Here is a 15,339-nt window from a genome sequence, read left to right on the forward strand (position 1 = left end):
AGAGTGAGCGTAGCTTTGGTAGGGGTTACTTCGTTTTAATTGATGTATGCCATGATGACTCATATTGCTAAGAAGATGAAGAAAGCTAGAGATAGATAAGAATATGCCTCGTATTGTTTCGTTTAATATTCTGGCTGGTGGCTATAATGTGCGTGAGCAGGGCAGCAAGCGCACGCGAGAAATCTGTAGTATCCTGCAATCGGTGAAGCCAGATATTGTTGGCGTGGTGGAGGCGACGCATCCGCAGATCCAGGAGCAGCCACGCGTCATTGATGAAATTGCCAGAGAGATGGGGATGCAGTTGGTTATGGGCGGAGAACCAGCCTATCCTGGAGACTACCAGCTCGCCCTCCTGACACGCCTGCCCATCCTTGAGACAAAAATTCACCCACGCCCAGGGATTTTGAATAAGCCCCTGCTGGAGGTCAGCGTTGAGGAGGAGAGTGGGGAGCGCCTGACGGTCTTTGTGACGCACCTATGGGCCTCGTTCTTCAAGGGACGGGGAGGTGGCGCGCTCAGGAAGCGCGAGGTGCGCGCGATCCTGCGCATCCTGGCCCCCATCCAGGAGGAGGGCAGACCCCATATCTTGATGGGTGACTTCAACTCCCTGGCACCCGGCGACACCTTTCAGGCTAGCGAACTACTCCGCGCCCTGGTCTCCTTAGAACAGGAGAAACGGAGCAAGCATAAGTTCAAGAACTACGCGGACGGTGTACCCACCCTGAACTATGTTGTGCCACCGCCCCTCCGCTTCCTGATCCCCGTGCTGCGTATTATTCCGCGCAGCCAGGTGCTAAGCGGGCTGTTTAACCTGGCGGCATCGCTCTACGCACCACGCGCGAGTATCGGCCTCCTGCTGAAAGCAGGCTATGTCGATTGCTTCCGCAAGAAAGCCCCGCGCGATCCCGGCTTTACCTGCCCATCCATAGCGCCAGCCGGGCGCATTGACTACATCTTCGCCGCCCCTGAACTGGCCCAACGCTTAGAGCAGTGTCAGCCCATCCTGATGGGCAATGGCATCCTCGGTAGCGCCGCCAGCGACCACCTGGCGATGACGGCCAGCTTTACCGCCAAACCCATACAGTCACCCACACAACCTACTATCGAAGAATCAATTGTTGGCTAAAGAAGCAGCAAAAAGAGAGGCTCAGTAGCCACGTACGCAAGTAGCGCGCTACTGAGCCTCTCTTTTTGTTCTAACCTATTGGAAGACGTCTTTGGTTTTCTCGAAGAGGTCGCGGAAGATGTTCTTACCGTTCTGCTCATTCTGCTCACGCTCGATGCGGGCAAACTCTTCCAGCAGGGTTTTCTGCTCAGGCGTCAGGTTGGTTGGCGTCACGACCTTGACGATGACATGCTCGTCGCCACGGGCGCTACTGTGGACCACGGGAATGCCCATGCCCTTGAGGCGGAAGGAGCGATTGCTCTGCGTGCCAGCGGGAATCTTGAGCATCGTGGTCTTCCCATCAACGGTGGGAACCTCGACCTCGTCGCCAAGCGCGGCCTGTGTGAAGCTGATGGGCAGTTCATAGAGCACATCGTTACCCTGGCGCTTGAAGAAGGGGTGTGGCTTGACAGTCAGGACGACGTACAGGTTACCAGGCGTCCCTCCACGGGAGCTAACCTCGCCCTCGCCCGTCACACGTACGTTGATGCCGTCATCGACGCCGGCGGGAATGTTGACCACGACGCGGCGGTTATTGCGCACACGGCCCTGGCCACGGCACTTCTCACAGGGAGTCGTAATGACGCGGCCCTCGCCACGACAGCGCTCGCACATCATGACATTGACAAACTGGCCAAAGATCGATTGCTGCACGCGGCGGATCTCACCCGTCCCCTGACAGGCGGAACAGCGCGAGGTAGAGGTGCCAGGCTGGGCGCCGTTACCGTGACAGTTGCCACAGGTCTCCCAACGGGGCAGCTCGATTTCTTTCTGACAGCCAAATACCGCCTCTTCAAAGGTAATAGTTAATTCATAGCGGATGTCCGCGCCACGTTGCGTACCTGTACGGCGGGTTGTTCCCCCTGTAGACCCAGCGAAGAAGGTTTCGAAGAGATCATTAATGCTACCGAAGCCTTCAAATCCATTGAATCCGGCACCTGCGGCATTGGCACCAACACCAGCATGGCCGTAACGATCATAGGCGGCACGCTTCTGTGAATCGCTCAAGACCTCGTAGGCCTCGTTGATCTCGATAAAACGGGCTTCCGCTCCCTGCTCTTTATTAGCGTCGGGGTGATACTGTTTAGCGAGGCGGCGGAAGGCTTTTTTGACCTCGTCATCCGTCGCTGTGCGGGCCACCCCTAGAACTTCATAATAATCTCGTTTATTTGCGGCCATCTACCGGTCCTTTATCGTCAGAAACAGGGCGCGTTCTTTTCCGCGCTACTGGGTAACATCTATCAATAGAAGAAAGGCAAGTCAAGAAGAGATTGTACCAATTAACAAGCTTACACCATAGCCAGGAGATACGCAATGCTTGTAGTACCGGACAGGGTTTTGAAAAGGAATCCCTTTCCCTGCTTCTCGGCTTGCAAGCTCGCCTGTGGGTAGGAGGGATGGGCGTATGCAACGCTGGCTGCTCACACGTTTGTTACATCTCACTATATGTATCGGTTAATGGGAAAGAAACTCAATGCAATTACTAAGTTTGTAGCTTTGTGTGGGATGTAGTGGTGGGCTGGAAGGAAAAAGGACAAGGGTACTACCACGTGTAGTACCCTTGCACCATTATTACATTTCCTTGTATTCGCCCTCAATGGTGTCGTCACCAGTGTTACCACCCTGTGACGCGCCCGGGTCAGCAGTCGCACCAGCACCTGCGCCAGCCTCGGCACCAGTGCGGTAGATCGACTCACTAATCTTGTAGAAGGACTGCTCAAGGGCCTCGCGCGCGGACTTCATGCGATCGACGTCGTCGGTCGCCAGAGCGGCACGCACATCAGCGATCTTGGTCTCCAGTTCGCTCTTCTGCTCACCAGAGATGCGGTCGCCAAGCTCGGAGAGAGCCTTCTCGGAGCGATAGGCCGCGCTATCGGCCTGGTTGCGCTCCTCAACCTCTTCCTTGCGGCGCTTGTCCTCGGCAGCATGAGCCTCAGCATCGTGAACCATGTTGTTGATTTGTTCCTTGCTCAGGCCGCTGGAGGGGTGAATGGTGATCTTCTGCTCACGATTGGTACCCTTATCGCGCGCGGACACGTTCACGATACCATTGGCATCGATATCGAAGGTGACCTCGATCTGTGGCACACCGCGAGGAGCGGGTGGAATACCATCCAGGATGAAACTACCAAGCGAGCGGTTATCCTTGGCGAACTCACGCTCACCCTGCAAGACGTTGACTTCTACGCTAGGCTGGTTGTCGCTAGCGGTGGAGAAGATCTGGCTCTTCTGCGTTGGGATAGTGGTGTTGCGCTCGATCAGGCGGGTGAAGACGCCACCATAAGTCTCGATACCCAGAGAGAGCGGCGTGACGTCGAGCAGGAGTACATCCTTCACGTCGCCGGTCAGCACACCAGCCTGAATGGCGGCGCCGATGGCCACGACCTCGTCGGGGTTCACACCGCGGTTAGGCTCGCGGTCGAAGATGCGGCGGACCATGGTCTGTACGGCAGGCATACGGGTCTGACCGCCAACCAGAACGACCTCGTTGACATCACCAGGGCGCATTCCAGCATCGGAGAGTGACTGCATCACCGGCTTGCGGGACTTCTCGACTAGGTCCTCAGTCAACTGCTCCAGTTTGGAGCGGGAGAGGGTCATGGTCAGGTGCTTTGGTCCGCTGGCGTCGGCGGTAATGAAGGGCAGATTCACTTCTGTCTGCATCGAGCTGGAGAGCTCTTTCTTGGCTTTCTCAGCGGCCTCTTTCAGGCGCTGGAGGGCCATGCGGTCCTGGCGCAGATCGATGCCCTGCTCCTTGCGGAACTCGTCGGCCAGCCAGTTGATGACGCGCTGATCGAAGTCATCACCACCCAGATGTGTATCACCATTGGTGCTCTTGACCTCGAAGACACCATCGCCCAGTTCCAGGATGGAGATATCGAAAGTACCGCCACCCAGGTCATAGACCGCGATGCGCTCATCTTTCTTCTTATCGAGACCATAGGACAGCGATGCAGCGGTTGGCTCGTTGATGATACGCAGGACCTCGAGGCCAGCGATGCGGCCGGAATCGCGTGTCGCCTGGCGCTGAGCGTCGTTAAAGTAGGCGGGAACGGTGATAACAGCCTGAGTCACGCGCTCGCCCAGGTAGGCCTCGGCGTCGGTCTTCAGCTTCTGTAGAATCATGGCCGAGATTTCTGGGGGGCTGTACTGTTTGCCCTGAACCTCAACCCAGGCGTCGCCATTGCTGGCGCGCACGACCTTGAAGGGCACAATGCGCTTGTCGCGGTCAACTTCGGGGTCTTCAAATTTGCGACCCATGAAGCGCTTGATGGAATACACCGTATTCTCGGGGTTGGTGATGGCCTGGCGCTTGGCAACCTCGCCAACAAGACGCTCGCCATTTTTATTGATAGCGACAATAGAAGGAGTAGTACGAGCGCCCTCAGCATTAGGAATAACGACAGGCTCGCCGCCTTCCATAACAGCAACACAAGAATTGGTGGTTCCCAGATCGATACCGATTACCTTTGGCACAGTTGCCTCCTAAAAAAAAGAATCAAATCTATAAGCATTTGAATTTCTGCGAAACAGAAATCCCTGGTTGACGTTTTGTTGATGTTTGACAGCTTTTACAGCTTTTTAATTAGCTGCCGCCGCCGCCGCCGTAAAGTTCGGAGAGGAGCTCGTTCATGACGTTTGCCATATAGCGAACAACGGCTATGGCGCGATCATACTGCATGCGTGTCGGACCGATCACGCCCAGCAGGCCACCAACACCACCCTCCTGACCATAGCGCGCGATTACCAGGCTCACATCCTTCATCTCCTCCCACTCATTCTCGCCCCCAATAATCACCTGCACACCATCGGATGGTTGATCTCGCAGGTGCGAGGCAAGCGCGGGCAGGAGACGATTTTGTTCAAGCACCTCAAGTACATTACGCACACGCTCGTTGCGAGCGGTTTCAGGACCGAGACGGCTATACTCTGGCTGCTCCAGAATATTGATCACGCCCTCGCGGTAGAACACATCGCCAAAGAGATCGCCATGCTGCTGCAAAATGCGACTAATGGTATGTGCGACAAGCTGTTCAACTGGAGATAAATCAACCTGTGAGGCGATCACATCGATCTCAGTGGCGGTTCTCTCCGCGAACAGCGAGTTCAGACGCGCCGACAGTGCACTAAGCTCATCCTGTCGAATAGGCCGATCCAGCAGCAGGCGTTGCTGCTTCACCGAGCCATCGGTGAGCACCAGCACCAAATGGGCAGACAGCTCAGTCACCGCCAGGATCTCAAAGTGCTTCAGACAGCCCTCGTTGGAGCGAGGAGGTGTCATGATCGCAGCGCTGTGTAGCAGGCGAGCCATAACCGAAGCCGTGAGGCGAACCCACTGATCCAGTTGGTCCTGCACCTGGTAAAATTGGTGACGAATAAGACGCTGCTCATCGAGTGACAGTGCTGACTCTCGCATGAGATGCTCAACAAAATAGCGATAGCCCAGGTCTGTTGGCATACGTCCAGCAGAGGTATGGGGCTGAAAGATGAGGTTCGACTCCTCCAGGCCAGCCAGTTCGTGGCGAACGGTGGCGGAGCTATATTTCAGACCATACTTGCGCACAAGAGTCTCAGACGCAACAGGGGTCGCGGTATGGATATATTCTTCAACCAGAACCCGCAGGATCTGTTGCTTACGTTGACTCAATGGTGTCATCAAGACTGCCCTCGATTGTTGACGCACCAATCTGCAATATCACACACCCGTGACATGTACGATGATACAATGCTTGTCAACTCTGATTGCTAGCAGTCTCGACTTGAGACTGCAAATAAAGAATAGCACTCGACCGGGGGCATTGTCAAGAGGCGCAATGCTTTTGGTCAAGAAACATGCTCAGGGGCCACGCTGGGGAGGGGACGACGCTGCTCAAGCACGCGTCTTCATATTATGGGACGGGGTGCTACATGGCGCGAGGTGCTACGCGCCGAGTTATTTTTTTAAAAGAGCATTGTCGTGATAGATTATGAGACGTGTTCATTTGGGGCATTTTTGGCTTGCGCCGAACTGCCATAAATGGCATTCGGACGCGCTAAAGCTGGTCCCTACCGAAAATGGCTTCCGACGCGCTGGAGCCCCCATTCGGGGACACGGCTGATCCCTACCGAATCGGGAGCCGTTTTGCGTGAAAGGTTTCTCTCTAAGCGCAAAAACTAGTGGTTTTACAGGTTAGGGTTGAGTTGGTTGGGATCGGGATTTCCGCTTTTGGGAGTTAGCAGTGTATAAGAATGAGGGGTGAGATTGTGAGCGATCCTGGTTTGGGATTCGAGGGTGGTAGAGGTTTGAGCGGAATTGGAAGAGTCGTCGGGAGAGGATTCAGCAGCGTTAGAGGATTCGGGGGTAAGGGTATCTTCAGAGTCGGGGGAGAGGAGAATGTGAGCGATCTCGAATTTGGGTTGGCAGGGATGCTGGGCTAGGAGTTCGGGAACGAGAGGCTTGATGAAGGGATGGAGGGTGTAGTGGCCGTGGGAGATGGTGGTGAGCAGGTTGGCTTTGACCATTTTACTGAGAAGCTGGCGTACGCAGGTGTAGTCGAGGCCAAGCGCGGCTGTGATCTGGGCGGGTGAGAGGGGGTGTTCACATGTATGGATAAGATGGAGGATGGCGAGGCGTTCGGGGGTGAGGGTTTTATGGGCGCTAAGTGTGCTCAGGGCGAGGCTCTCTGCAAGGGAGGCGTGGCGGAAATGAATGTGAGAGGTTGGACAATGGAGGGTGAGTGAGAAGGGAGCGAGCGAAGATCCAAGGACATCAAGATGATAGTAGTTGGAGACAGGAAGACGTTTGAGATGGAGGTGATGATCGACCGAGGCGGTCAGGGATGAGGAGCGCTTGCAGGTGTGGAGAACGAGAATACTGATATTATACTGTTCGGCGAGGCGGCGCAGGAGGGCGAGCAATTCGCGGTCATTGCCCTTGAAGAGGGGGCGCAGCGAGGCCAGGTTATCAATCACGAGGAGGCGCGTATCGGGAGAGTTGGTAAGCCAGATTTGAAGCTCATGCAGGCCCTCGGTGGGCGTGAGAGGGGTCCAGGTGTTGGTAAAGAAGAGGTTGTTAGGTGGGGGAGTGCCGGGCTGGGCCGCTAGCAGGCGCGAACGGAACTCGTGAAGGCGGAGCAGGGAGTGATCGAGGCCCAGGTAGAAGGCGCGACCACGAGCGGATGTGAAGGTTTGGGAGTCATCGGGACTATCGTCGGCAAAGGAACACATGCCCTGTGCGACATTGAGCATGAGTTGGAGGGCGAAGGAGGTTTTGCCGGAACGTGATTCACCGCTGAGGAGGGTCAGGCCAGTGGGAAGCAGGTTCTGAATGGGCCAGATGTTTGTGATGGGCGAGTTTGGAATGAGGTCATTCAGTCCGGTGAAGGGCATAAAGTGGCGAGCAAAGAGGTTAGAGTAGGCCTGCTGATCGAATTTTGCCATGTAAGCCTCCATAGGAAAAGTAGGGGGACATTTTCGAGAGGTATACATATGAAAGGTGCAGAATGCGACATATTATGCGATATACATTTATAGTATGCTCAACAGGGGACAGTTCTGTCAAGTAAAAGAGGAAATATTGAAGAAATTGAGTGAATGGGGAGGGGCACGCTTATATGTATGGGGGCGCACGCCCATGCACGAGGGGGGTGACATCTTGACGTGAGAGGCGCGCCGCCTAGCGTGAGGACTGAGGTAGTGCTTCTAAAGGGCGCACCTACCTCAGTCCTCACGCTGGACGGCTGCTGTTTGCGTGTAACGTGTGAGAATCAAGAGATTGTTGTTCTAAGCCCCACAGATAATCTCTATCATAGTGCCACGGTTGCTGCATAACGTTTTCCAGGAAGACATAAAAAGAAAGCAGGCTGGATAAAACCAGCCTGCTTTTGAAGATTGCTTATGGTGTTGGGGGCGGAGTCGGTATCACATCCGGCAAGGCGGGAGATGCCGCCGTAGGTGACGTTGGCACCGCGTTTAACCACGGCGCTTCTTGCCACCTCCACCATTACCACCATTGCCTCCATTAGGATCATTGGTCACAGCCGTCTTACCAGCAAGGGTAGGCGCCTGTCCATCGATGACCCAATCACATTTACCACCCGAACCCAGCAAGCCATCAACCGCCGACAAGTTACAGTCGATCGTGATTCCATTAGGCTTCGAGAAGGTGGTAGCTCTGTTCATGCCATCAGAAGCTGGATTGAAACGTGCGACAGGGCAGGAGATCTTTACATTCATATCCGCATTGATATCGGCACAGGGGCGACCGGAGGCAAACTCCATCACCGCATGCCAGATGGGAGCCGCACCTGTAATACCGACGACACCATCTCTCATAGATGTGTCGTCGGCATTACCAGCCCAGACACCAACGACAACATTCGGTGTATACCCCATAGTCCAGTTATCCTTAAATTCGTCAGTAGTGCCGGTTTTTGCCGCTACTTGATGAGTAGGACAGCTAGGATAAGGGTGCTGATCAGCGCAGGATCCTCCCGGCTCCCAATCATAGAATGAGAGATCGTGGTCATACAAGAACTCGTAGTAACGTGCCGGCTCATCCGCCAGAACCGAAGTCATCATGTAAGTAACTTGTGGGGAGAAGACCCGCGTTCCCTTTACTTGTGTGGGATCAAGATGGAAGAGATGGTTACCATAACTATCCCAGACATCGAGGATATTCTGATAAGGCATATGCACACCACCATTGGCAAAGGTCTGATAGGCACTAGTCATCTCCAGAGGGGTAATATCAACTGCACCTAAGCCTGGAGTAAGGTGGTAACAATCCATAGCACTAGTACATTTTCGCTTCTGCATATTTGCATCAAGGCTAGTAATACCCATCAGACGAGCATTGTTGAAAACATTATCAGTACCAGCAAAGGACAGAGCCTTGATGGCAGGAATATTATACGAATCTGCCAGGTCCTGACGAATAGTAGCACGTGGACCAGATACCCCATTAGGCTTGCCACCATAGTCATCGGGGGCATATGGAAATTCCACATGCTCTTGATTCTGTGCGCCAGCAGCAGCTCCATTGGGAAAGTAGGTACGAACGTCAGGCAGAACAATCCCCGGATTCCAACCCATCTGGAAGGCCGTTGCATAGGTAAATGGTTTAAAGGTTGAGCCAGGGGGGCGCGTAGCTGTCGCTACATTAAAAGAGCCAGCAACTTTTTTATTGTTTGGATCTTTGTAGTAATCGACGCTCCCACTCATAGCCAGGACTTCACCCGTCTTTGAGTCCATAACCACTACAGCAGCATCATTCACATTCAAATCTTTGTTCAGACGCAGATAGGTGTTCGCGCCCAGACCAAATTTCTGTAACGTTGGCTGCGTAATGAAGTATCTTGAGGCATTCTCCACGTACTTCTGTAGATTCATGTCAAGTGTGGTCTTAATATTAAAACCACCAGAGAGAAAGGTCCGAATGCCTGTCTGTCCTGTAGGATCACCGTTATTCAACATCTGTTCCATCTGCACGGTAACCCAATCAGCAAAGTGTGGGGCATTCTTGATAGGATGGTAGGGTTTAAACTGCCAGGAGGCCGTTAGTTTCTCAGCCTGCTGGATCATATCATCATCGATGGGTTTGCCATCGAGAAGTTTGCCATCAGTCTGCATATTTTGCAACACAAGCTTTTGACGATCAAGCGCAGCCTGGCGCGTGGTATCACTGATGCTTGGGTCGTAAATAGTCGGATTGTTGGGGATGCCTGCCAGTAGCGAGGCGCGGGCCAGGGCGACAATCGAATTATACTTGCCCGTCTTGGGGTCAATACCCAATTGTTTAACGGCAGGCGTACAGACAAAGTTCTTGTCACAATTCGTGGGTTGCAAACCAAACAGGTCGCGAGCCGCAGATTCGACGCCAAGGTCCTGGATACCATAAGGGACGCTATTGAAGTACATCTCCAGGATCTTCCACTTGGGATACTGCTGCGTCATACCCAGGGCCAGAGTGGCTTCTGCAAGCTTACGTGTGTAGTTGGCCTGATCGTTTCCCGATAGGTTTTTAATCACCTGCTGGGTAATGGTACTACCACCACCGTTACCGGAAGAGGCGGCGCGCAGGATACCTTGCGGGTCGATACCAGCATTATCCCAGAAGGTGCGATCCTCAATAGAAGTCTGTGCATCCTTTAAGACGTCGGGAATATCTTTATATGAGATAGGCGTCGAGCGTCCAGCACTATTATCCGACAGATTATTGTAGCGCTCAGCAATCAGTTGATTGTTGCGGTCATAAATACGTGTTGTCTGGGCGCTGGATTTGTTGGCGATGCTGGCGACCTGGGTGGACTCCTGTTGATAGTAGTTGTAGGCGAAAACGCCGCCAGTCGATGACGCCAATACGGCGATAACCGCGAGGATGATGGCCACGATACCGAGGATCTTACCAATGCCAAACTGTTGGCTCTGCCAGCGGTCGCGGCGACGGCGCATCTTGTAGGCCACGCGTGTGCTCAGCGAGCGCTTCCAGGGCGTGGCCTCCTCCAGGCGTGGTTGTTCCATAGGAACCGGCATGGCCTGGGGACGAGACCCATGGTAGCGCTCCATATAGGGCGCGGGCTGTCCGTAGCCGTTGCGTCCTATAGCTGTCATCTTGCCGGAGACCTGGCGCATAAAGTTCATGGCATTGGACATCCAGCCTTGTTGCTGAGGCTGGGCCGGCATTGGGCGCTGCTGCTGGGGCATCTGCGGTTGCGGCGCCTGCTGCGTCCTCCCAGGAAGGAACTGGGAGGACGGATTGCGCCCATTGGAGGGCGAGAATTGTGTAGGTTGAGCAGGCTGAGGTGGCATTTGTCTGCCCACGGGAGCACCGGCAGGCAACGCGGGCGACTGTTGCTCGACAGGCTGCTGCTGCTGGCGATAGCCACTTAACAGGCCCCCCGTTTTCTTGGGCAAGCCATCACGTGACGCATCAGTCGGCATACCTGGCTGATTCCAGTTATTACTCATAGGTCCCCTTTCTCAGTCAGCAGCGCTTTGTTGCGGATGGCGCATACGGCATAAGCTAGATATTTTGGCGTTTTTGTTAGATAGGGTTGGTAAAGACTACACATTTCTCCACCTTTATGATCTTATTCCGAAACCCAACGTCACTCTCGTGACTAGCGCTTCGCGCTCAGGGTTTTCGGATAAGTAGTATATGGTATGTATGTGCTGCGACTGTCCGTCTGCTTCGTGCATTTTCATAGCGATTACAAGAAAAAACGTCATCAACAAAGAGATTGCAGGAGAACCCACGATTTCCACTTCCAACCAATACCTCCTTATACGAAACCCAACACCACTCTCGCGGCTAGCGCTCACGCGCTCAGGTTTTCGGAGAGGCACTGCAATGTCCCGCATAGGTTAACATAAACATCCACATATCCACCAATTAAATACTAAAACGGATCAATAACAAGCAAGTTAACACCCTAGCCCACTCGGGTACATGCAAAAGCAGCATTTCAAATATTGATCATGTTTAATATGATATATCGAAACCAGTATATCAAGATGTACCGTAGGAGGATGGTACTAATCATGTAGGTGTCAGCAAACCAAATACCCGTATTGTCTTCTATACACCAAAGTGATAGAACAGTACTAAATGGCTATATTCTTAGCGTGTCTCCACCGAGTGATCAGCCTCATGAGAAAGCTGGCTTTCCCGACACAGGATCCAGTGATAGCGGTAGTAATATTTCGGTAAGGACCTTCACGATGAATCGGGAGGCTAGCGCGTCCCTACCGACCTTTCGTGCCTTTCGCAGATGCCTGTTCGGGCAATTTGGCAAAGTTTGCCAGCGGAATCACAAACCGGTCACAAAGCGATTTATCGCAGGAATACAGAAGAACAGGTACCTTTTCGCCACATTGGATTCTCCCGTGGAAGCGTCGCCACATCATAAAACGCCATACACGATAAGATACACCTTTAAATCAGGGACTTAGGTGGTGAGAGGGGCATCATCGGAGTCCATGCCGGCATGGACCCTACACATTTTTTGTGGTAGGTGGTGGGAGAGGCATCAAATGATATATCTTGGAATAGCAAGAAAAGGGGAGAGAGTATACAGCAGTGGGGAGAATCGGGTACAATGCGGAATGATATATTTCCATTGTTGAGTCTATAGATCTTGAGAGGAGCCAGCAGGTTTATGCATCCTACGCCTCGTATGCATATATATAAGAACCGCTATGCTTTCGCTAAATTCTTTCTCTCTCTCGCCCTGAGCTTTACTTTATTACTAAGTATGACTTCGCTTATGCTGGCCAGGAGCGGGGTGGCACGAGATGCCATCACCATCACCTCTCAGACACAGCAGGTCCATTTCCCTGATAGCATCGATTTCTCGCTCACAGCAAATGACGCGGGTGGCAAGATTACGCAGGCCGTCCTCTACATCCAGGCTCCCTATCTTAATGGAGACGAGGTTCACGTAGTTACAGCCGCAAATCCTGGCACGAGCGTCCATCTCGCCTGGCATGAAGATATGCAGAAAGCGGATGACTTCTTCTCTCCGGGCACACCCATCTCCTATCACTGGGAGATAGAGGATAACGCGGGCGCCGATCATACTGGCACTACACAAAAATTTGACGTCAACGACCAGCGTTTCGCCTGGCAGGAGACCGATGTCCAGCAGTTCCAGATCAAGTATTATAATAGCGATGGCGCCGAGGTTCAGGCGTTGCGCGCCAGCGTGGATAAAGCCGTCAAGCGTCTGACTAGCAATCTAGGAGGCGCACCGACCAAATCAATCACGCTCTGGATATACAAAGATACAAATGCATTTAAGAGCGCGCTCCCACCTGATACCGAGGAGTGGGTGGGAGGCATCGCCTTCCCCGATATTCGCCAGGGGATGTTCGTCGTCGAAGACGCTCAGGATAACACGCTTATCCGCGATATGCCACATGAGATGTCGCACCTGGTATTACATGAGCTGACAGATGGAGGCGTCGTCGATATTCCGCGCTGGCTCGACGAGGGGCTTGCGGTCTATAACCAGGAGTATCACGAGGGCGAGTTGTCCTATCAGCTACGCCAGGGCCTTAAAAGCAACCAGATTCTACGCCTGAGCGAGATCGAGGACCGCTTCCCCTCCGATAGCAATCAGGCCTACCTGGCCTATGCTCAAAGCTGGGACCTGGTCACCTATATGTATAACACCTTTGGGCAAGCGAAGATGCATACGCTTATCAAAGATATGGGCAATAGTAGCTATCCGAACTTTGATGAGGACTTGAAGGCAAGCCTGGGCCTGGACGAGGCTCATCTCGAAAATGCCTGGCGTCTCTCTCAGCATCAATCGTCCATCCTCACTCCAGACCAGGAGAAACAAGATCCACAACCGACCAAGCAAGTTGTTACCCCCAGCAGCAACAATCTGGTGCCCTATAGCACACTGCTCCTGGTCCTGGGCATATTCCTCCTGGTTTCGCCTGGCTTCGCCTTCGCAGGCTACGCCATCTACCGCAGGCAGGTACGCATCCAGCAGGAGCGAAAGCTGGCCATCGCCCAGGCACAACGCATTCTTGACGAGGCCCACTGGGGGCCTGGTCCGCAATCGTTCACACCCATCGATCCCTACGCCCACTATACCAATCCTGGGCGTTATACACAGCCAGGCTCCCCGCTCTCTACGCCACCCGCCCAACCAGGCAACGCAGTACCACCTTTCCCACCTCCAGGATTGCCACACTCTGGAGCAGGCGAACAGTTTGGTTCCTTCACAAATGAGGAATAAGCGGGTAGGTGGTACGGTCCCCCTGGTGGCCTCCGGCCACCAGGGGGACCGTACCACCTACCCGCTTTAACAAAAATAGTAAGAAGCAGAGGAAGACGATGGAAGTGCATGAAGAAACCCCACAGACAGCCAAACAGTATTCTAAACATTATTACCCCTCCGAGACGCTCCCGTTGAAACAATTGATGCATTGGATTGCTTTTAGCCGCGTGATGGGTATTGGCGCGGTCCGCTTTCGCCTCCTTGAAGACTATTTTCAGGGCGATATGCAGGCTGCATGGCAGGCAGGACTCGCGGAGCTATGCAGCGCAGGGCTGGATGAGAAAACCGCGGAGAAGTTCCTGCACCAGCGAACCAGCATCGTGCCAGAGCAGGAACTGGAGCGCCTGGAGAAACGCCGCATGCGCGTGATTACCTGGAGAGATCAAGAGTATCCGCCGCTCCTGAGTAAATTTGAGTATGCCCCTCCTGTGCTCTATATCTATGGGCACTTGAACGAGGATGATCAGGAGTACGCCCTCGGTATCGTGGGCACGCGGCGCATGACCAGCTATGGTAGACAAGTCACAGAGAAATTGACTACTGAGCTCACTGGAGGGCGCGTGACCATTGTGAGCGGGCTGGCCCTGGGCGTGGATACCGTCGCCCATACCACGGCTCTTGACACCGGAGGAAGGACCATCGCCGTCCTCGCCAGTGGCCTGGACACCATCTACCCGCCAAGCAATCGCGCCCTGGCCAAGCGCATCATTGAGTCGGGCCAGGGCGCGCTGATCAGTGCTTTCCCGCTTGGAGTGCGCCCGGATGCCGGAAACTTTCCAGCGCGTAACCACCTCATCGCGGGTCTCTCCCTGGGCGTCCTCGTCACAGAAGCTCCAGCGCGAAGTGGGGCATTGATCACAGCTAGCTCGGCGCTACAACAGGGGCGCGAGGTCTTTGGCGTGCCACATAGCATCTTCTCTCCCGGTGGTGAGGGCGTCAACAAGCTTATTCAGGATGGCGCACACCTGGTCACACGCGTCGAAGACATCATCGAGCGCCTCAATATCTACATGCTTCCCCAACATATCGAGGCCAAGAGAGAGCTCCCCGCCAACGCCGAGGAAGAGAGCCTGCTGGCCCTACTCAACCATGAATCCAAACATATCGACGAAATCACCCGCGAATCGGGGCTACCTGCGTCGAGCGTTACTGCGACGCTGACGATGCTCCAATTAAAGGGGTTGGTGAAGGATATGGGTGCCATGCATTATATCTTAGTATCTTGACTTCTCGCGCCTGCGGCGCTCGCAGAGTAGTTAGTGTGGTGAGTCCGTTTGGCCAGCCTCCGGCTGGCCAAACGGACTCACCACACTAACTACTCTGTATACAGCCTCCGGCTTGCCAGGGCACAGGCTTTCCTCCCTCATGCTACTTTGGTTAAGTGTGATGTAGGCACGAGAA

General features: G+C 53.9%; 9 protein-coding genes. 3 read left to right on the top strand and 6 right to left on the bottom strand.

Features of this window, described 5'->3' with window-relative positions:
• The first annotated feature begins 103 nt into the window (after positions 1-103).
• On the top strand, positions 104-1,126 hold the full coding sequence (locus JMJ16_RS24825) for an endonuclease/exonuclease/phosphatase family protein (protein ID WP_201385836.1): 1,023 nt from the start codon (positions 104-106) through the stop codon (positions 1,124-1,126).
• Positions 1,127-1,201: 75 nt separating this feature from the next.
• Here the strand turns inward: JMJ16_RS24825 and dnaJ are convergent, their stop codons facing one another.
• The 6 genes from dnaJ to JMJ16_RS24855 form a co-directional block, all read right to left on the bottom strand.
• Positions 1,202-2,344 carry a molecular chaperone DnaJ gene (gene dnaJ, locus JMJ16_RS24830; RefSeq protein ID WP_201369592.1) on the bottom strand — a complete coding sequence of 381 codons (1,143 nt, stop codon included), beginning with the start codon at positions 2,342-2,344 and terminating at the stop codon, positions 1,202-1,204.
• A gap of 393 nt (positions 2,345-2,737) precedes the next feature.
• On the bottom strand, positions 2,738-4,642 hold the full coding sequence (gene dnaK / locus JMJ16_RS24835; RefSeq protein WP_201385841.1) for a molecular chaperone DnaK: 1,905 nt from the start codon (positions 4,640-4,642) through the stop codon (positions 2,738-2,740).
• Positions 4,643-4,751: 109 nt separating this feature from the next.
• Positions 4,752-5,822, bottom strand: coding sequence for a heat-inducible transcriptional repressor HrcA (gene hrcA, locus JMJ16_RS24840; RefSeq protein WP_201385845.1), 1,071 nt, complete (start codon positions 5,820-5,822; stop codon positions 4,752-4,754).
• 506 nt (positions 5,823-6,328) lie between these two features.
• On the bottom strand, positions 6,329-7,585 hold the full coding sequence (locus JMJ16_RS24845; protein ID WP_236601674.1) for an AAA family ATPase: 1,257 nt from the start codon (positions 7,583-7,585) through the stop codon (positions 6,329-6,331).
• Between the two features lie 365 nt (positions 7,586-7,950).
• On the bottom strand, positions 7,951-8,148 hold the full coding sequence (locus JMJ16_RS24850) for a hypothetical protein (RefSeq protein WP_201385846.1): 198 nt from the start codon (positions 8,146-8,148) through the stop codon (positions 7,951-7,953).
• Positions 8,117-11,113 carry a transglycosylase domain-containing protein gene (locus JMJ16_RS24855; RefSeq protein ID WP_201385850.1) on the bottom strand — a complete coding sequence of 999 codons (2,997 nt, stop codon included), beginning with the start codon at positions 11,111-11,113 and terminating at the stop codon, positions 8,117-8,119. Before JMJ16_RS24855 ends, JMJ16_RS24850 begins: the two co-directional genes overlap by 32 nt.
• Before the next feature lie 1,190 nt (positions 11,114-12,303).
• On the opposite strand from JMJ16_RS24855, the gene JMJ16_RS24860 reads away from it, so the two are divergent.
• The gene (locus JMJ16_RS24860; protein WP_201385851.1) at positions 12,304-13,896 is read left to right on the top strand and encodes a peptidase MA family metallohydrolase; all 1,593 of its coding nucleotides are present in this window, start codon (positions 12,304-12,306) and stop codon (positions 13,894-13,896) included.
• 98 nt (positions 13,897-13,994) lie between these two features.
• On the top strand, positions 13,995-15,164 hold the full coding sequence (gene dprA, locus JMJ16_RS24865) for a DNA-processing protein DprA (protein ID WP_201385853.1): 1,170 nt from the start codon (positions 13,995-13,997) through the stop codon (positions 15,162-15,164).
• The last annotated feature ends 175 nt before the right edge of the window (positions 15,165-15,339 follow it).

The organism is Ktedonobacter sp. SOSP1-52 (assembly GCF_016587395.1).

What these genes read in the sequence shown, in the direction of transcription:
- dnaJ (WP_201369592.1), bottom strand. Translation starts at nt 2,344, where the DNA reads ATGGCCGCAAATAAACGAGATTATTATGAAGTTCTAGGGGTGGCCCGC.
- JMJ16_RS24860 (WP_201385851.1), top strand. Translation starts at nt 12,304, where the DNA reads ATGCATCCTACGCCTCGTATGCATATATATAAGAACCGCTATGCTTTC.
- JMJ16_RS24845 (WP_236601674.1), bottom strand. Translation starts at nt 7,585, where the DNA reads ATGGCAAAATTCGATCAGCAGGCCTACTCTAACCTCTTTGCTCGCCAC.
- JMJ16_RS24850 (WP_201385846.1), bottom strand. Translation starts at nt 8,148, where the DNA reads ATGGTGGAGGTGGCAAGAAGCGCCGTGGTTAAACGCGGTGCCAACGTC.
- dprA (WP_201385853.1), top strand. Translation starts at nt 13,995, where the DNA reads ATGGAAGTGCATGAAGAAACCCCACAGACAGCCAAACAGTATTCTAAA.
- JMJ16_RS24825 (WP_201385836.1), top strand. Translation starts at nt 104, where the DNA reads ATGCCTCGTATTGTTTCGTTTAATATTCTGGCTGGTGGCTATAATGTG.
- hrcA (WP_201385845.1), bottom strand. Translation starts at nt 5,822, where the DNA reads ATGACACCATTGAGTCAACGTAAGCAACAGATCCTGCGGGTTCTGGTT.
- JMJ16_RS24855 (WP_201385850.1), bottom strand. Translation starts at nt 11,113, where the DNA reads ATGAGTAATAACTGGAATCAGCCAGGTATGCCGACTGATGCGTCACGT.